General features: G+C 64.1%; 6 protein-coding genes. 1 reads left to right on the plus strand and 5 read right to left on the minus strand.

Translation table 11 applies throughout. The features are described 5' to 3' along the window. Window positions 1–22: 22 nt before the first annotated feature. The 5 genes from AB4N84_RS22015 to AB4N84_RS22035 form a co-directional block, all read right to left on the minus strand. Complete coding sequence (locus tag AB4N84_RS22015) at window positions 23–12,556, minus strand: BapA/Bap/LapF family large adhesin (protein ID WP_460043166.1); 12,534 nt, start codon at window positions 12,554–12,556, stop codon at window positions 23–25. A gap of 466 nt (window positions 12,557–13,022) precedes the next feature. Continuing rightward, entirely contained in the window at window positions 13,023–13,712 is a 690-nt protein-coding gene (locus tag AB4N84_RS22020) for a YoaK family protein (RefSeq protein ID WP_460043168.1), read from the minus strand. Between the two features lie 116 nt (window positions 13,713–13,828). Continuing rightward, window positions 13,829–15,070: an MFS transporter gene (locus tag AB4N84_RS22025; protein ID WP_460043170.1), complete on the minus strand. Its 1,242-nt coding sequence runs from the start codon at window positions 15,068–15,070 to the stop codon at window positions 13,829–13,831. Window positions 15,071–15,694: 624 nt separating this feature from the next. Beyond that, complete coding sequence (locus AB4N84_RS22030) at window positions 15,695–16,714, minus strand: alpha/beta hydrolase (RefSeq protein WP_460043171.1); 1,020 nt, start codon at window positions 16,712–16,714, stop codon at window positions 15,695–15,697. A 255-nt stretch (window positions 16,715–16,969) separates the two neighbouring features. Then, on the minus strand, window positions 16,970–17,851 hold the full coding sequence (locus tag AB4N84_RS22035) for a helix-turn-helix domain-containing protein (RefSeq protein ID WP_460043172.1): 882 nt from the start codon (window positions 17,849–17,851) through the stop codon (window positions 16,970–16,972). A 265-nt stretch (window positions 17,852–18,116) separates the two neighbouring features. On the opposite strand from AB4N84_RS22035, the gene AB4N84_RS22040 reads away from it, so the two are divergent. Continuing rightward, window positions 18,117–19,466: a glutamine synthetase family protein gene (locus AB4N84_RS22040; RefSeq protein WP_460043173.1), complete on the plus strand. Its 1,350-nt coding sequence runs from the start codon at window positions 18,117–18,119 to the stop codon at window positions 19,464–19,466. Window positions 19,467–19,489: the final 23 nt, after the last annotated feature.

The following is a 19,489-nucleotide window of genomic DNA, read 5'->3' on the forward strand; positions in this document are numbered from 1 at the left end:
CTGGGTCAGACTTCCCTGGATCTCAAACAACCTGAATGCCGTTCTGTACCCACAAATGGTGACTCGGGTCCTCCTGCGGGGTGTATTGGGTGTAGTCGATTCCGTCCGCCTGGTGGGTGCCGTCGGCCGCCCAGGTGTCGGTCATGTGCACACTGTCTTTGCTGTCGCCCTTGATCAGCAGGGTGTTGTTGTCGGAGGAGGTGATCGCCACCAGGTCTGCCAGGCTCACGGTCAGTGACACGGCGCTGGTGTGGTTCAGGTCCAGCACTTCGATGTTGTGAATCCGGCTTTGCAGATCGCCCAGATTGATTGCCGCGTCGCCACCGGCCCACAGCAGCGTGTCGGTGCCAGTACCGCCGTCCACCGACGCGAAATGCGGGTCGCTGATGATCAGCGTGTCGTTACCGGCACCGCCTTGCAGGGTCACGGCGCCGCCGTGGGATCCGTCGAGGGTGTCGTTGCCGTCGGTGCCCTGAATCAGTTCGGTGCCCGCAGCGTCGGCCGTTGTCGCGACCGACGCGGCGCTGTGATCGTCGACGCTGGCCAGGGCCGCGAAGGATGTGGTGGCCACGGCGCCGGCCGCGTCCAGGTCCACCGTCAACGTGGCCGTGTCCGTGGTGCCGTTGGGATGGGTCAGTTGGTAGGTGAACACATCCTGATGGCCAACCACCGCGCTGGTCTGGCCGGGGTTGAGGGTGTAGACGTAGCTGCCGTCGGCATGCACCAGTAACGAACCGTAGGTGCCGACCAGGGTCGTGCCGTTGTAGCCCGGGGTGACGAACATCCCGGCTTGCTGCACGCTGAGCACGGTATAGGCCGAGCCGAGTACGTCTGCACCGGCCCCCGCCGTGTCAGTGAGCAGGTTGCCTGCCACGGGCGTGTAGCTGCCGACGACGAACTGGTTGGTGGAGGTGGCCACATTGATGAGGCTGGTGTTGATCGTGCTTCCCACGCCCAGACCGCCAACGGCCACTTTGACCTGATAGCTGCCGGACGTCTGATCGTCGAACTGGATGCCGTAATTGCCCCCGCCCAGATTGAGCAACGAGCCGCCGCCGTAGCTTTTCACCAGCACGTATTGACCCGTGGTGGTGTTGAGCTTGTACAGACTCACCGTCACCGAACTCAGCAGGCTCAACAGATTACTGGCGTTGACCACGACCGTGAGGTCACTGACGGTGTTGGCCGCGACACTGGTGGCATAGGTACCGCTACTGCCACCCAGCAACACGCCGAAGCTGCCCAGCGCCGAGTTTGTGGTGACCTCTTGGTTGACCAGGGTGATGCCCGTATGAGCGATGTCGTTGGTGGCGTCCACCAGCAAGGCCGGACTGGCGAGGTTGGTGTTGCTCCAGATCTCCGCCGCTTGTGGACTGTCGATGCGAACGTACAGCGTGGCGGTGTCGCTCAGCCCGTTGGCGTGCACCAGTTGATAGTTGAAGACATCCACTTTGCCGACGCTGCTCAGGCTGCCATTGGGTTTGTAGCTGTAGTTGCCGTTCGCGTCGATGGTCAGCGTGCCGTACAGGCCCTGCACGGTCGTGCCGCCGCCTGCCGCCACATAGCTGCCGTTTTTCTGGATCTGCAACAAGGCGCCTTGATCGGGACCGGTCTGGTCGACCTGACCGTCAGTGCCGACGTCGCTGATCACGTTGCCGGTGATCGCCGCACCGGCGGTTCCGGTGAACTGCGTCAGGCTGGTGATATCCAGTTGCAGCTGGGTGGTGACGGTGGTCAGCACGCCGATGCCGGAGCTGGCCACGGTCAGGCGATAGTCGCCCCCCAGCAGGTCGCCGATATTGACCCGCACGCCCTGACCGGCAATGGCGATCAGGTCGAGCAGTCCACCGCTGCCATTGACGTCCAGTGTGACCCAGACGCCGCTGGCGCTCTTGACTTGCAGCGTGTAGGAAACGCCGTCGAGCAGCGAGATCAGGCTGCCCGTGGTCAGGGTCAGCGTTGGGTCGATGCTGGTGCCGCTGGCCACGGTAAAGGTGAAGGTTTTCGAGAAGCCGGACAGCAGGGTGGTGAAAGAGTCGGAGAAGTTCTGCGTGACCTTGACCGGCGCGATGATCACCGTGGCGGTGGCCAGATTGTCACTGGCGACCACCGGTGCGTTGGCGTCGATATCGGGCGCCGTGACGACCGTTGCGACCGAGACGTTGCCATGGGTGTCGGTGAGGCTGACGGACAACTTCTCACCGTTGATCTGCGCCGCATTGAGCCCGACGCTGAACACACCGGTGCCGCCAACGACCGCCGTGCCTAGCACGGTGCCGCTGGCGGACTTGATGATTACCGTAGAACCGGCTTCCCCGGTGCCGCTGACCGTCAGGCCGTCGCCACTGACCAACAGCGTAGTCGGCGCGACGGGAGCGGTCAGGTCCGGTGCGGTTGCCGTGGCCGATACCGAGACGTTGCCGGTCGGGTCGGCCTGCGTCACGGTCAGGACCTGGTTGTCGATCTGCGCAGCGGCCAGTGCGACGGAGAAGCTGCCATTGGCCGCCACGGTGCCTGTGCCGAGAACAACACCTGTGGCACTGCGCACGGTCACGGTCGAGCCTGCCACACCCAGTCCGGTCAACACCGTGCCACTGCCGTTGACGGCAACGCCGGTGGGCGCGCCGGGGGCTGTCGTGTCGGGCGCTGTCAGGCTGCCCGCCGCAGAGACATTCCCCGCACCGTCGACCAGACGCACCGTCAGCGGTTGACCGTCGAGTTGCGCGGCCGAGGTCAGGTTGAAGTTGAACGTGCCGCCGCTGCCTACTGTGCCGGTGCCCAGCAAGGCACCGCCCGCGCTGTAGACGTTGACCGTTGCGCCCGCTTCGCCGCTGCCATTTACCGTCAGACCGTTGGCTGCCAGGGTCAGGCCGGTCGGTGCAGTCGGTGCCTGTATATCGGTGGCCACCAGGTTGGCGACCGGAGACAGATTCCCGGCAGGGTCCGCCTGTTGGACGTTGAGTGACTGGCCGTTGAGCTGCGCGCTGGACAGTTGCACGGTGAAGCTGCCACCGGCACCCACCACGGCGGTGCCCAGCACCTGGCCTGCGGCGTTGGTCACGCTGACGGTCGCACCCGGCTCGCCGGACCCGCTCAGTTGCAGGCCGCCAGGGTTGAGCGCCAGATTGTTCAGACCCGCAGGCGCCGTGGTGTCCGGTGCCGTGAAGCCGGTTGACGCCGAGACGTTGCCGGCTGCGTCGGCCTGGCTCACGGTCAGCGGCTGGCCGTTGAGTTGTGCGGTGTTCAGCGTGACCGAGAACGTGCCGTTCGCCGCCACGGTTCCGGTGCCCAGGACCAGGCCGGCGGCGCTGCGCACGGTCACTGTGGCCCCGGCTTCACCCAGGCCCGTCAACAGCAGACCGGTGCCATTGAGCCCCAACGTGGAGGGCGCGCTGGGCGCGGTGATGTCCGGCGCCGTGACGTTCAGCGTGGTCGAAGGATTCCCCGCCGTGTCGGTCTGGAACGCGTTGAGGATCTGTCCATTGGCTTGGGCGCTGTTGAGTTGCGCACTGAAGGTGCCGTTTGCGCCGACCACAGCCGTTCCCAGTGCCGTGCCGTTGGCAGAGGTGATGGTGACCGTCGCGCCGACTTCCCCGCGCCCGGTCACCGTTGTGCCCGTTGCGTTGATTGCCAGATCGGTCAGCGGAACAGGGGCTGTGGTGTCACCTGCAGTGATCTCGGTCGGCACCGACGAGCCACCGAGCACCGTGCTGGCGGTGACGTCCAGAATCTGGCCGTTGGTTTGCGCCGGGCTGAGTGTCACCGTGAAGGTGCCGTCGATGCCGACGGCGCCCGTACCCAACGGAGCGCCCGTCGGGCTGTACACCGTGATCGTTGCACCGCTGGCGGCGGTCCCGGTCAGTGTCACACCGTCCGCCGAGAGGACCAGGTTGTCCGGGGCATCCGGCGCAGGCGTGAGGGGCACCACCAGCGTGGACGCGGTGGAGTCATTGCCCGCGGCATCGCTCTGAACGACGAACAGTATCTGATCGGCAGCGATGCCGGTCAGGTCGATGACGAAGGTGCCGTTCGCCCCCACGGTCCCGGTCGCGATCTCTACACCGTTGACGCTGACGGTGACGGTCGCGCCGACCTCACCACGGCCGGCGAGTTGGGTGTAATCCGGGCTGATCGACAGATTGCTGACCGGGTCCGGATCGGTGGTGTCGGGCGCCGTAAAGGGCAGGGTGGCCGACGGGTTGGCGGCGGCATCGGTGGCGGTCACCAACAGCGTCTGGCCGTTGGTTTGTGGCGCATTCAGCGTGACGGTGTAGGTGCCGTCATTCCCTGTTACCGCCGATCCCAGAAACGCGCCGCTTGCCGAGGTCACGGTCACGGTGCTGCCCGCTTCAGCGGTGCCGGTCAGGGCAGTCCCACCCGCCAGTTCGGTGACGGTCGGCAGCGCCGGGGCTGTTATATCCGGTGCGTTGACGGTCGCCGGTGTTGAATCATTGGTCCCGGCATCCACCTGAACCACAGACAGCAACTGTCCCTTGAGCTGCGCGGTCGACAGGTCGACGCTGAACGTCCCGTCGGCCGCAACGGTCGCAGTGCCCAGAAAGGCGCCTTCGAAGGACACATTCACTGTGGCGCCCGCTTCGCCGGTACCGGTCAGCACCAGGCCATTGAGACTGACGGCGAGGTTGTCGACCGGCGCCGGATCGGTCACGTCCGGGACTTGATACGTTGCGTTGCCTGAGACGTTAGTGGCGTCGTCGGTCTGTGACAGGGTGAGTACCTGACCGTTGAGCTGCGCGGGGCTGAGCGTGATGCTGAAGGTGCCATCGGGATCGACCGTCGCAGTGCCCAGCGCCAGGCCGGTTGCGCTGGTGACCTGGACCGTTGCACCGGCTTCCCCGGCTCCGCTCAGGGTCACGCCATCGGCACTTAGCCCGGTGACGACAGGCAGGGCAGGCGCTGTGATGTCCGGTGCATCGACGGTCGTTGGCGTCGAAGGATTCCCCGCCGTGTCTCGTTGAATGACCGAAAGCGTCTCGCCATTGAGTTGAGGCACTGACAGCGTGAGCGTAAAGGTGCCGCCCGCGCTGACCGTTGCGGTACCGAGGACGTTGCCCGCGGCATCGCTGACGACAATGGCCGCGCCTGCTTCACCGGTGCCGCTGACGACTCGGCCTGCTTCATCGATCGCCAGGTTGGCCACTGCGTTTGGCGCGGTGGTGTCCGGGGCGAACAGAGTGCCCGCCGCCGACGCATTGCCTTTGGCATCGGTAAGCACGACGAAGACTTGCTCGCCGTTGGTCTGGCCTTGCGTGAGTGTGATCAGGAACGTGCCGTTGGCACCGACCGAGCCGGTACCGATCTGGGTGCCATCGGCCAAGGTGATGCGCACGGTCGCGTTGGCTTCACCACTGCCGCTGAGCACACCGCCGTCTGCGTTCAACAGCAGTTGAGTGGGCACTGTTGGGGGCGTCAGGTCCGGCGCGGTCACCGGCACGGCCGCACTGACGTTGCCCGGTGGGTCGGCCTGCTGGACGTTGAGGATCTGATTGTTGATCTGCGGCGTGCTCAACGTGACGCTGAACGAGCCATCGGCCAATACCACGCTGCTGCCGAGGACATTACCGGCAGGGTCTTTGACGGTGACCGTCGCGCCGGGCTCACCGGTACCGGTCACCACTGCACCCGCGGCGTTGATGTCGACGTTGGCAAGCGGGTCGGGCGGCGTGAAGTCCGGCGTCACCAGGGTGGCGTTGGGCGACACGTTCCCTGCGGTGTCTGTCTGCACCAGCGTCAGCACTTCGGCGTTGGTCAGCGGTGGGCTCAGCGCCAGCGTAAATGTTCCGGTGCTGCCGACCACGACGGTGCCCAGTGCGTTGCCGTCACTGTCGCTGACCGTCACCGTGGCGCCGGCCTCGCCATGTCCGGTCAGCGTTGCACCGTCACTGGAAATGGCCAATTGCGTAAGCGCTATCGGTGCGGTGGTGTCGATGGCGATCAGGTTGGTGGCGGCCGAGGTATTCCCTGCGGCGTCGGTCAGGGTGACGGCAAGCGTCTGGCCGTTGGCCTGAGGGTTGGTCAGCGTGATCTGGAAGCTGCCGTCGAGGCGTACGCTGCCGGACCCCAACAGTGCGCCGGCGGCATTGAAGACGTTGACCGTCGCGCCGGCTTCCCCCGTCCCGGAGAGCACACTGCCGTCGCTGCTGACCGCCAGCGCGGCCGGCGCGTCGGGCGCCACGAGGTCCCTTGCCACAAGGTTCAGGCTGGGGGATTCGTTCCCGGCCGCGTCGGTCTGGCTCAGGTTCAGGGTTTGCCCTGCAATTTGCGGCGTGGTCAGGGTCAGGCTGAAGGTGCCATTGGCGGCGACCAGGGCGTTACCCAGAATCACGCCACCTGTGCCCATCACCGTGACGGTCGAGCCCGCTTCGCCATGGCCGGAGAGGAGCGCGCCGTCGGCAGAAAGCACGAGGTTGCTCAGTGGCGCAGGGGCGGTGACGTCTGCGGCGGTGTAACCGGTGGGCAAGGAATTGATACCGTCGCTGGACGTCGCCGTCGCCGAAAGCTGCTCGCCGTTCAGTTGCGCCGTATTGAGCGTGGCGCTGAAAGTACCGTCACTGGCGACCAGCGCCGAGCCCAGCAGGGTGCCGGACGGGCTGCGTATGCTCACCGTACTGCCCGCCGTGGCGGTACCGGTCAAGGTGAGGCCGTCAGCACTCAGGGCGAGGTTGGCCGGTGCCGGCTCTGCCAGATTGCCCGGCGCGGTGACGGCCGCTTGCGGCGATGCATTACCCGCCCCATCGGTCTGAATGACGTTGAGGACGGTGCCTGCGGCGGCCCCCGGGCTCAGCGTCAGGTTGAAATTGCCGTTGGCGTTCACCGTTGCCGTGCCCAACTGGACACCGTTGGCATCACGTACCACCACGGTCGCGCCCGCTTCGCCGTGACCGGCCAGCGACAGACCGTCCGCCGTGACGGCCAGGTTGCTCACTGCCAGCGGGGCGGTGGTGTCAGCCGCGGCATAGGCTGCCGGATTCGATACATTGCCTGCCGCATCGGTGGCCGTCACGGTCAGTGCCTGACCATTGAGTTGCGGCGAGCCGAGCGTGACCTGGAAGGTTCCATTCGCGGCCGCAGTGGCGGTACCGATTATTCCGCCAGCGGCATCCCGTACGATCACCGTGCTACCGGCTTCGGCGTTACCGGTCAGTTGCAGACCAGCGCCATTAAGCACAAGCGCAGTCGGTGCATCCGGCGCAGTGAGGTCGACCGCTACCACGTTCACCGCAGTGGAGACGTTGCCCGGCGGGTCTTCCTGGATGACCGTCAGCACCTGCGCATTGGTCTGTGGCGAGCTGAGCGTGAGGTTGAATGAACCGTTCGCCCCGACCAGCCCGGTGCCGAGCAAGGTGCCGTCCACGCTGCGCACGGAAACCGTCGCCCCGGGCTCGCCGTGGCCGGTGACGGTCACGCCGTCGGCATTGACCGCGACCTGAGTGAGCGCCGCCGGTGGGCTGATATCCGGTGCCTGCAACGTGGCGGATGGCGATGCGTTGCCGCTGGGGTCGACCTGGCTGATGTCCAGTGTCTGGCCGTTGTTCGGAGGTGGCGCGAGGGTGACACTGAATGCACCGTCGGCCGCCACGACGGCCGTGCCCAGCAGGGTGCCATTGTTGTCGGTGACACGAACGGTAGCGCCCACTTCGCCGGTGCCGGTGAGCGTGTTGCCACTGGCGCTGATGTTGAGGTTCTGGACGAGGGCCGGAGGCGTGGTGTCCACCGTATTCAGGCTGCTCTGCGGCGAGGTGTTGCCCGCCGCATCGGTGAGGTTGACCTGCAAGGCCGCGCCGCTGGTTTGCGCGCTGGGCAACGTCACCTGGAACTGACCGCTCTGGTCGACGGTTCCGGTGGCCAGCACGTTGCCCGCTGCATCGCGAACGGTGACCGTGGCACCCGCTTCACCCTGGCCGCTGATCACGGTTCCGACACCGTTGATGGCTAAGCCGGTCGCGGCATTCGGTGCCTGCAGGTCCGGGGCGACCACGCTGCCCGGTTGCGAAACGTTACCGACCGCGTCGCTCTGGGTGGCGGTCAGGGGTTGCGCGTTGAGCTGAGCAGGGTTGAGGACAATGCTGAAGTGACCGGTGCTGGCCACCACGCCTGTGCCCAATACGGTGCCGCTGCTGTCGGTGATGGTAACGGTGGCGCCGACTTCACCTTTGCCCGTGACTGCGCTGCCGTTGGCGTTGATGGTCAGATCCGAGGGCGCGTCAGGCGCCGTCGCGTCAGTAGCAGTGACTGTACCGGGCACTGAGTGGTGGCCACTGCCGTCGCTGGCGGTCACCTGCAACGTCTGCGCATTCAACTGAGCAAAGCGCATGAAAATGGTGAAGCGACCCAGACTGTTGACGGTGCCCGATCCCAGGGTCGTCCCGTCGGCCGCAACGATATTGACCGTGGTGCCAGGGGTGCCCGCCCCGGTCAGGGTGAAGCCGTCGCTGCTGATGACGAGGTCCGTCGGCATGGCTACCTGAGTGCCGTCGGGGCCGGAAAGGTCGACCGGCGTGGAGGGGTTGCCGCTGCTGTCGGTACTGATGACCGTGCTGATGCTGCCGTTTTCCGCAGGCGGGTTCAGACCGATGACAAAGACACCATCGTTGCCGACAACGCCCGTCCCGATCACGAGGTTGCCGGGGGCGGTGATGGTGATGGTCGTTCCGGGCTCGCCGGTCCCGGACACCTGAGCGCCGTCCGGGCTGACGGCGAGGTTGGCCACTGGAGGCGGAGGCGTGGTGTCGGGCGCCTGAGTGCTGACCGGGAGCGAGTCATGGAGGCCGTCGGAAACGACGACCTGCACTAACTGGCCGTTATTGAGTGTGCCGGGGAGGCTAAAGGTGAATTCGCCATTGGGTCCGGCTGTGGTGGTGCCCAACAGGTTGCCGTTGGCATCCAGCACATTGACCGTGGCGCCGGCTTCGGTCGTGCCGCTCAGCACGCCATTGGCGTCGACGGCCAGGTCAGTCGGCGCGAGCGGCGCGGTAATGTCAGGGGCGGTGACGTTGCTCGCAGCCGAAGGGATCTGACTGGCGTCAACTTGCGTCACGTTCAGCGTTTCGCCGTTTTGTTGAGGGCTGGTCAGGATGACGGTGAAGCTGCCATTGGCTGCCACCACCACGCTCCCCAGCAGCGTGCCGTTCACACTGCGGACTTCAATGGTGTCGCCCGCAACGCCATTGCCCGAAACATGAAGCCCGTCCGCAGTGATCGCCACGTTGCTCGGGGCGTCGGCGGGCGTCGTGTCCAGCGCGGTCACCGGAGTGGAAACCGACAGATTTCCCTCAGTATCGGTTTGCGTGACCTGGACTGTCTGGCCGTTGTTCTGAGCAGGAGACAGCGTCACCTGGAAAGCACCGGTCGTGGCATCCGCCGTCGCTGTGCCCAACAGGTTGCCGCTTTGGTCCCGTACGTACACGGTCGCACCCGGTTCGGCTTGCCCGCTCAACAGAACGCCTGTGCTGTCCAGGTTGAGGTTGTCGGGGGCGTCGGGTGCCTGAATGTCCGGGGCGTCGACAGGCACTGGCGTCGATGGCGTCACCGAACCATCCACCTGGCTCACGTTCAGCCCCTGGCCGTTGATCTGCGGGCTGGAAAGGGTGATTTCAAACCGTCCGTTTGCGCCCACCACCGCTGTGCCGAGTGAATTGCCTGAGGCATCGGTCACGGTGACCGTCGCGCCAATCTGGCCATTACCGGTGACCACCGCGCCATTGGTAGAGATCTCGACGTTAGTTACCGCATCGGGCACGCTCTGGTCCGGCGCGTTGACGGGTACCGGCGTGGATGGATTGCCTGCGGCATCGGTCTGGGTGACCTGCAGCACCTGCCCGTCGGTCTGCGCCGTGGTGAGGTTGAGCGTAAAGCGACCGTCACTCCCAATGCTGCCCGTGCCGATCATGGTGCCGAGCGCATCGCGTACGGTCACAGTCGCGCCAGGTTCGCCACGACCGGTGAGCACCCCGCCCGAAGTATCCAGCGTAACGTTGGTCAACGGCGTCGGCGCCTGGGTATCGGGCGCCGTGAAGGGAACAGGCGTTGCAGGATTCCCGGTGCTGTCGCTCGCGTTGATCAGTAACGTCTGCCCGTTATTCTGCGCACTGCTGAGGATCACGCTGAATGAGCCGTCGGCGGCGACGTTGGCGCTGCCAAGCACATTGCCGTTGGCGTCGGTGACGGTGATTCTCGATCCCGCTTCACCGTGGCCGCTGAGCAACGTACCGTCACTGCTGAGCGAGAAACCATCAGGCTGCAGGGGCCCGTCCAGGTCCCCGGCAACCACCGGTGCCGACGCCGACGGGTTTCCGGCGGCATCCGCCAGCACGACCTGCAAGGTCTGACCGTTGGTCTGTGCGGTATTCAGGGTCACGGAAAACGCGCCGGTCGCAGAGACCGTGCCGGTGCCGAGCACGGTACCTTGAGCGTTTGTGATCGTGATTGTCGCCCCGGGTTCTCCACGACCGGTGACGGACAGACCGTCGTGGGCAACCGCGACATCGGCCGCCGCAACAGGCCCTGTGATATCCGGCGCTGTGACCGGCACGCTGACCGACGTCTCGCCATTGCTGTCGGTGGCGGTGACATTGAGCATTTCACCGTTGGCCCGTGGCTCAAAGAACGTCACCGTAAAGGTGCCACCGTTACCAACCACTGCGCTTCCCAGCAACGTGCCGTTCGCGTCCCGAACCTCAATCAAGTCGCCTGCCGTGCCGTTACCGCTCAATTGAGTGCCTGTGGCATTCAACGCCAGATTGCCAGGCGTCCCTGGACCTTGGGCATCAGGCGTGAGGACGTCGAGCGCCGGCGAAGGATTGCCTGCGGCATCGGCTTGGGTAATCTTCAACGGTTCACCTGGAGCGGCCGCCGTCGTCAGCGTGATCAAAAACGTACCGTTTGCGCTGACAACACCGGTGCCGATGGCCGTTCCGCCCGCGTTGAGCACGGTAACGGTTGCACCGATTTCGCCGTTGCCGGACAGCAGCGCACCGTCGACGCTGATCGCCACGTTGGTCACCTGAGCCGGGGCGGTGGTGTCGGCCGCGGTCAGGGGCGTGGAGGATGTGTTGCCCGCGGCGTCAGTGGCGCTGACGTCCAGATGTTCACCATTGGTCTGGGCGCTCGCCAACGTCACGCTGAACGTGCCATCCAGGCCGGCGCGTGCCGAGCCGATCACCGCGCCTGAGGCGTCGCGAACCAGCACCCGGGCGCCGGCTTCGGTGACACCGGTCAGCGTCAAGCCGTCCGCCGACAGGACGAAGGTGCCCGGCTGCGCCGGAGCGGTGGTGTCGGGCGCCTGCAGCGGCACATTGGATGAGACATTGCCGGCCGCGTCAGTCAAGGTCACCTGCAGGACTTGACCGTTATGCGGGGCTGGATTGAGCCCTACGCTGAAGGTCCCGTCAGCGCCGACACTGCCGGTCCCCAGCAACGCGCCGTTAGCGTCGATGATGTTGACCGTGCTGCCTGCTTCGCCGTGTCCGCTGACCAACGAACCGCTGCCGCTTATCGCGACACCCGTCGGGGCGTCCGGTGGCGTGGCATCGCCATTGCCCGGTGTCGTGACGTCCGTATCGGGCGCCTGGGCCTGGGCCGGTGTCGAGGTGTTACCTGCTGGATCGATGGCGATGACCGTTAACGATTGGCCGTCGGTCTGCGGCGGATTCAATGTCACGTTAAACGTGCCGTCAGCGGCAATGGTGGCGGTTCCGAGCAAGGTGCCATTTGCCGCCCGGACCTGGATCGTTGCACCGGCCTCACCGGTGCCGCTCAAGGCAGTGCCATCCGCATTGACGGCCAGACTGCCAGGCGCATCAGGTGCTGTAGTGTCTGCCGCGGTCACCGAGCCCGGCGTCGAGACGTTACCCGCCGCATCGGTCAGCGTCACATCCAGCGCCTGGCCGTTGGTCTGCGGGGCATTGAGAACGACCTGGAAACGGCCGTCGCTGCCTACCGTTCCGGAGCCCAACACGTTCCCGGCGGCATCGTACACGGTGACTCGAGACCCTATTTCGCCAAGCCCGCTCAACGACAGACCGTCGGCGGACAAGCCGAGTCCTGTGGGGGCATCGGGCGCTGTCGTATCAGGGGACGCTGCGCCACCTCCGCTGCCGCCTCCACCGCCGCCACCTGCCGCCGCAGCGGCACCGCCTGCGCCGAGCAACCCTAATCCGGCGATCGCCCATGTAGGTGTGGCGCTGCCCACGACACCGGCACCGGCAATCAGCTCGTCAATGGAAGAGACTTCCTCGAAGGTAAAGCCTTTGAACACTTGTGCGTCGTACTGTGCCTGCCACAGTGCGCCGTCGTCGCCTTGAAACACCATGTCGCTGTGGACGCCGTCCGGTCCGGTATTGAAGAAGTTGGCGACCCTGATGTGTTCGCCATTCTTGAGATTGACCACCAGGTCCTGCCCACTGCGGCTCGCCGAGGCGACTCGGTCGGGCGCGATCGGCATTTGAACGACAGAGGGGTGGTTGAGGGCCAGATCGCCCCAGGTAGTGGCAGTGAGTTGAGAGGTTATTTTGTCAGCGACGACGATGTTTTCCATTTCGTTGAATCCTGGTTCCATAGTTTGCTTCGGGACAACAACCGCGCAGCCGTTCCATCAAGCTGGCCGCCGCTCTTTGGGTGTTAATACCGTCAGAGTGAGTGCTGTTTTATTCGTCTGCGGTTATCCGTTTGGTTAGAAAGCTAGATTGGATCCCGCGGGTTTCAATGCCTGCTAAATTGACAATCGCCTGTTTTTTGCACTGCCAGTAGCGTTAACAGACTGATAACTATCAGGTAATGGCTGATAATTGGATTGCGTGCCGGTCGTCGGAGCAAGAGGGACATGAGTCCTAACGCAGGGGGGTGAAAAACCGATGTATTCATCTGGATGGCCGAAGCAGCGGATGGCCATGCGCCCGGCCATGGCAGCATTGAAGTCAGTGGCGTGGCGCCCATGAAGAGCGCCGGCAGGTTTACGGCTTCGGGTTCGCCTCAGCGATTGGGACGCGCAGAGGCGCAGGATTTCACGCCAGACTGTCACTGCTGCCAAACGTGCTGACGCACGTCCAGACCGCAACCAGCACCGGCACGGTCAGGCTCCACAGACCGAGCGCCAGATACAACAGCGCGGCGCCGATGCAACCGGCGGTGAAACCCAGCAGGTTCAGCGCGATGGGGTTGAGTCGCTGCTTGATCACACCGCGTTCTTGCTCGTCGCGCAGACCGATCAGCGCAAACACATCGATAGCGCCCTGGGTGACATTCCCGGTCATCAGGGTGGTGGGCGGCGCGCCTTTGAGGTGCTGACGCGAGATCGCGTTTTGAATCGCCATGGCGGCTACGCCGGTCATGCCGGTGATCAACGCCGAGGCGCTGTCGCCGTCGCTGAAGGGCCCCAATTCGATAGCCAGTACACCGAACGCGGCGAGTAAAAGGGTGTGCAGGATCAGCAGCGGTCGCAGGGGTGTCCATCCACGCCGGTTGATCGAAACGGCTGCCAGGTGGCTCAGCCCAACCACCACGGCAAACAGCGGCAATGCCAGGAGTTTGGCCAGCGCCCCCGAGGTGCCGTGGACGATGCTGACGCCCAGGGTCACGAAGTTGCCGGTCACGTGAGCCGTGAACAGGCCTTGCAGGGCGAGAAAGCCGACGGTGTCGACAAAGCCGCCGTTGAAGCTGAGGGCCGGGGCCATGGAGCGATGAATCGCGGGCATTTTGAAACTCCGTCAGATCGCAGGGCTGCGGTTTCATTCGCGAGAAACGATCAGGCAATCAGGATGCCGACCCTCGCGAATGAACGCGTTTTGCAGGGTGTGCGCCGTGCTATCAATCAACGACCGGCCTCAGGTTGAGCGCTGGAAACCGGTTGGTCGGCGGGCGGTTTTTGCGGCTCTCGGACAAAAATCGCCAACAACATCGCGCCCAGGCTCAATCCGGCCAGTGCCAGAGAGCCCACATCGATCGCCAGATCAAGGCCCCAGGCGGTTGCCGCGCGGCCCAGCAGCATCGCGACCACGCCTTGCATCAGGTAGGCCACCAGAAACAGCGCCGACAGCGTTCCGGCCCGGTGGTGCATCGGCGCATGGGCGTTGATCAGGTTCAGACCGCCCATGAACAATAGGCTGTAACCGGCGCCGCTGGCGGCACTGGACAACAGGAACACTGGCAGCGCATGGGTCGCGGTCGCCAGCATCAGCAACAACAGGCTGGCAATGGAGAAACTCGCACCGGCAATGATGGACAGCTTGGAGCTGAAGCGTTTGGCAACGATCCCGGTGAAACCCACCAGAATGGCGAACAGTGAGATTGCACCGCCGTTGACCAGTGCATTGCTGGAGCCGATCAGGTCATGGGCGATCTGCGAGCCGAGCGACAACATGGTCGCGCCCACTGAATAGGCGCTGAGCACCGCGCTCACCGACACCAGAAAAACGCGGCGCAACGGCTTGTGAATTTGCGGCAACTTCAGCGACCAGCGTTTGCTGCTTTCAGCCTTGGTGTGACGCGGCAGGTGCCAGACGCCGGCCATCGTGGCGACCAGCACCACCACCAGCACCCAGAAGCTCAAACGGGTGGGGAAGGGTGCGTATTGGATCAACCCGCCCCCCATGATCAGTGCCGCTGCCAGACCGAACGCCTGCGCCGCGGTGGTAATGGCGCCGGCGAGTTTGGCTTTGCCCGGCGCGCTGAACTCCACCACGGCGGCCGCTGAAGGGCCGGCGGAAAGCCCGACGCCAATGCCCATGAACGCCCGGCCCACCAACAACCAAGTGACGTCAGGGGCGACCGCAAACAGCAGGACGCCGATCAACGACGCCGTCAGTCCCCACAGCATCGCGGCGCGGCGGCCGATGTAATCGGAGAGGTCGCCAAGGGCAATCAGCGTCGCGACCACGAACACGGGGAACACCGCAAAAATCAGCGTGGTCACGGTCGGTGTCAGTTGCCATTGATGCGCGTAAAGCGGGTACATCATGGCCGGTGCGGCGCTGGTCCACAGCGTATGGACAACCACGGCAGCGGCCACCCAGAAACTGCGTTTGCGGCCCCATGTGCGGGAGTTTTGGCTCATGTCAGTTGCCTCGAGGGTGTCAGTCATGACGTTAAGGTGCACAGGCGAAAAAGCCTTGTACCGATGTGCGTTTGATTGCGGTGTCCAGTCAGCCAGCGTTGCAGTGGCCGAAACACCGCGTTCGCCACTGTCGTAACCTCCAGCAGCTCCCACAGGTTCCGCGGTAACCACAGGTCTTGCGGCAGCTGCGAGTTCTGGGTCTGCCCGGTCCGTGTGGGAGACGTCGGAGGTTACGACGGCAGCGAATGCGGTGTGTCAGTCGCCATCGATGTAACTGCCCCAGCGCATTCGCGAGCAAGCTCGCTCCCACAGGTTCGGCGGCAACCACAGGTCTTGCGGCAGCCGCGAGTCCTGGATCTGCCCGGTGCCTGTAAGACGTCGGAGGTTACGACGGCAGCGAATGCGGTGTGTCAGTCGCCATCGATGTAACGGCCCCAGCGCATTCGCGAGCAAGCTCGCTCCAACAGGTTCCGCGGCAACCACAGGTATTGCGGCAGCTGCGAGTTCTGGGTCCGCCCGGTCCCTGTAGGAGACGTCGGAGGTTACGACGGCAGCGAATACGGCAGGTCAGTCAATATCGTCCTCAATTGACCCACCGCTTAGCCAGTCAGCCGGATCAGGAAATCAATTCAAGTGAGCTTTGAGCTCGCCCGCCGCCTGACGCATCGCTGCCTTGACCTCCGCAATGTTGCTCAGCGGATTGAGCAGCCCGTAGTCGTGGACCATGCCGTTGTAGCGCACCGCGGTCACATCGACGCCAGCGGCATCCAGCTTGCGGGCATAGGCTTCGCCTTCGTCACGCAACACATCCAGGCCGGCCGTCTGCACCAGCGCCGGTGGCAGGCCCTTGAGCTGCTCGGTAGTCGCACGCAGTGGCGATGCGTGAATCTCGGCGCGCTGTTTCGCATCGGTGGTGTAGCTGTCCCAGAACCACGTCATCATGTTTTTGGTGAGGAAGTGACCCTCGGCGTAGGTCTGGTAGGAGCCTGTGTCGAAGTTCGCATCGGTGACCGGCCACAGCAGCAACTGGAAACGCAGCTTCGGCGTGTTCTGCTCTTTGGCCATCAGCGCTACCACGGCTGCCATGTTGCCGCCGACGCTGTTACCGGCCACGGCGAGCCTTGAGCCGTCGACATTGATGTCCTTGCCGTGCTCGGCCACCCAGCGGGTCGCGGCGTAGGCTTGATTGATCGCGGTCGGGTAATGCGCCTCCGGCGAAGGCGTGTAGTCCACGTAAACCGCCACCGCACCTGAACCCACCACCAGATCACGAATCAGGCGGGCATGCGTCGGGTAATCACCGAGGACCCAGCCACCGCCGTGGAAATACATGAACACCGGCAGCTCACCTTTGACGCCTGCGGGGCGCACGATCGTCAGCTTGATGGTCTGGTTGTCGGCCTTGATGGTCTTCTCGCTAACCTGGATGCCGGACATCTCGACCTTCACCGAGTTCTGTGCACCGGTGAGCACCGCACGGGCATCCTTGGGCGTCATTTGCTCCAGCGGTCGGCCGCCACCTGCCGCGAGGGCGTTGAGGAAGGCTTGAGTCTGGTGCTCAGGCACGGTGGTTTCGGCGGCGAACGCAGTGCCAATGGACAGCGCGAGGAGGGTAGCGGTCAGGGTCTTTTTCAGGGTGTTCATGAGGGCTTAGTCCTTTAGGTCGAATGAGTCGAGAGTGGGTGGCCGCTGACGCTCGTTGAGCGGGATGCTTGCTGGCTTGGAGGTGAATGTACGGACTAAACGATGAGGGAACAATTAGGCTAAATGGGGAATCATTGTTTCTGATTTGGGGACACTTAATGCGCGACGTGTCGCTCGCAGGCAACGAATGTCCGGGTGCAGCGCGGTGGAGGGATTTTTGCAGGGCGGGAGCCGGTCGGCGTGCGCTTGCCTGTGCTAACGAGAAGACCGGGCAAGGGTCTGGCTGGGGTATTCCAGAAACAGCGACCGATAGGTTTCCGCAAACCGCCCCAGATGCCAGAACGAATAGCGCATCGCAACTTCTGCAACGTTGGTGCCTTCGCGCCTGGCTGACAAAAGATCCTGACGTGCCAGGTTCAGGCGTCGAGTCCGCAGCCAGGCGGTCGGCGCCATGCCGACGCATTCATTGAAGGCCTTGCGCAATTGCTGGAACGACGTATCCGCGGTCTCGGCCAATTGCACGACGCTGAAATTTTCCGTGGGGTAAGCGCTGACCTGTTCGAACACCCGCTGCACGATCTTTCGCTGATCACGGACTCGCAGATTTCTGCCCGATAAGGGCGAGCATTCCGACTGTTCCAGCACGTACAGACAGTCCTCGATCAACTGATCACCCAAGTGAATCGACTCGGCGGTGTCAGCGTGGGTCATGCGGGTCAGCATCGTGCTCAGCCAACCGCTGAACAGCGCGCCGTGAGGGGATTTGAGCGGGGTCAGCAGCAGGTCTTCGAAGGTGCGGTGCAGATGGCGGGTGCCCAGGCTGTCCTGTTTGATTACCACCGCGATTTCGCGGTAGTTCTCCGGTGTGATCCACAGGTTCTGCGTGCTGGCGTCCAGCAGGTACAGCGCGCGGTCGGCCATGTCGAAGCTGAACACCAAGGCATCGCTTGGCGCTTTGTAATACTGCTCGATGCGGGTATTCATGTGCTCTTCGTAGACTTGCACGCCGCCCAGTTCCGCCTCGACCAGCCGTCCCTTGAACTGCCCCGACGACATCTGCGCGTAGTGCAGGCTCCAGCCTGCGTAAGAAGTGCCTTGCTGATCGGCGGCGACGGTTTCGAATACCTTGACCGACATAAATAGCCTGCGCTTGAGCGCTGTTGTTATGAGGTGCGGGCACCATAGCAGCCCGCCTTGGCGCCCCGCAACCCACGTTTTCCGGGGCTTTCGGTGCCCCGCTGACTGAATCTGCGTTCGCACCAAAACAGGGCGGACAGGTTGCGCGAAAGTGGATAGACCGGCTGCTCGACGATCTTCCAGCATAAGGCCCAGCACAGCGCTCGGGCCGAAGCCCACCGCGCCATGATTCGTCGTCACCCCCAGAGGTCCCATGGACAGCAGCGTGAAAGACCCACTCGCCGAGTGGTTGAAGAGCTACGGCATCACCGAAGTCGAATGCGTGGTCAGTGACCTGACCGGCATCGCCCGCGGCAAGATTCTGCCCACCAACAAATTCCTCAACGAACACGGCATGCGCCTCCCGGAAAGCGTGCTGCTGCAAACCGTGACCGGTGATTACGTCGACGACGACATCTACTACAACCTGCTCGATCCGGCCGACATCGACATGACCTGCCGCCCCGATCCGCAGGCGGTCTACGTGCTGCCCTGGGCGATCGAGCCGACGGCGATGGTCATCCACGACACCTTTGATCGCTACGGCAATCCCATCGAGCTGTCACCGCGCAACGTGCTCAAGAAAGTCCTGGAGCTCTACGCGGCGCAGGGTTGGCAGCCGGTGGTGGCGCCGGAAATGGAGTTCTACCTGACCCAGCGCTGCGCGGACCCTGACTTGCCGTTGCAAGTGCCGACCGGGCGATCCGGACGTCCTGAGAGCGGCCGTCAATCATTCTCTATCGAAGCGGCCAACGAGTTCGATCCGTTATTCGAGGACGTGTACGACTGGTGCGAAGCGCAGGGGCTGGACCTGGACACGCTGATCCACGAAGACGGCCCGGCGCAGATGGAAATCAACTTCCGCCATGGCGACGCGCTGGACCTGGCCGACCAGATCACGGTGTTCAAACGGACCATGCGCGAGGCAGCACTCAAACATGACGTGGCGGCGACCTTCATGGCCAAGCCGATCACCGACGAACCCGGCAGCGCCATGCATCTGCATCAGAGTGTGGTCGACATCAAGACCGGGCTCAGCATCTTCAGCACCCCGGAAGGCGAGCCCACCAAGCTGTTCCTGCAACACATCGGCGGTCTGCAGCGCTATATCCCCGAAGTGCTGCCGCTGTTCGCACCCAATGCCAACTCGTTCCGCCGTTTTCTGCCGGACACCTCGGCGCCGGTCAACGTGGAATGGGGCGAGGAGAACCGCACCGTCGGCTTGCGCGTGCCAGCCTCCGACGCTCAGGCACGGCGGGTCGAAAACCGGCTGCCGGGCGCTGACGCCAACCCGTACCTGGCGATCGCCGCGAGCCTCTTGTGCGGCTACATGGGCATGATCGAAGGCTGCGACCCGAGCGCGCCGGTGCAGGGCCGAGGCTATGAGCGACGTAACCTGCGCCTGCCGTTGACCATCGAAGATGCGCTGGAACGCATGGAGGCCAGCGCTGCCGTACGCAGGGTACTCGGCGACAAGTTCGTGCAGGGTTACGTCGCGGTCAAACGCGCCGAACATGAAAACTACAAGCGCGTGATCAGCTCATGGGAACGCCAGTTCCTGATGATGAGCGTCTAAGCGCAGCGGTCTTTTCCATTGAC

The sequence above is a fragment of the Pseudomonas sp. S2_H01 genome (assembly GCF_054668305.1).

Coding starts and splice junctions, on each gene's coding strand:
- AB4N84_RS22015 (WP_460043166.1), bottom strand. CDS start 12,556: ATGGAAAACATCGTCGTCGCTGACAAAATAACCTCTCAACTCACTGCC.
- AB4N84_RS22020 (WP_460043168.1), bottom strand. CDS start 13,712: ATGCCCGCGATTCATCGCTCCATGGCCCCGGCCCTCAGCTTCAACGGC.
- AB4N84_RS22025 (WP_460043170.1), bottom strand. CDS start 15,070: ATGAGCCAAAACTCCCGCACATGGGGCCGCAAACGCAGTTTCTGGGTG.
- AB4N84_RS22030 (WP_460043171.1), bottom strand. CDS start 16,714: ATGAACACCCTGAAAAAGACCCTGACCGCTACCCTCCTCGCGCTGTCC.
- AB4N84_RS22035 (WP_460043172.1), bottom strand. CDS start 17,851: ATGTCGGTCAAGGTATTCGAAACCGTCGCCGCCGATCAGCAAGGCACT.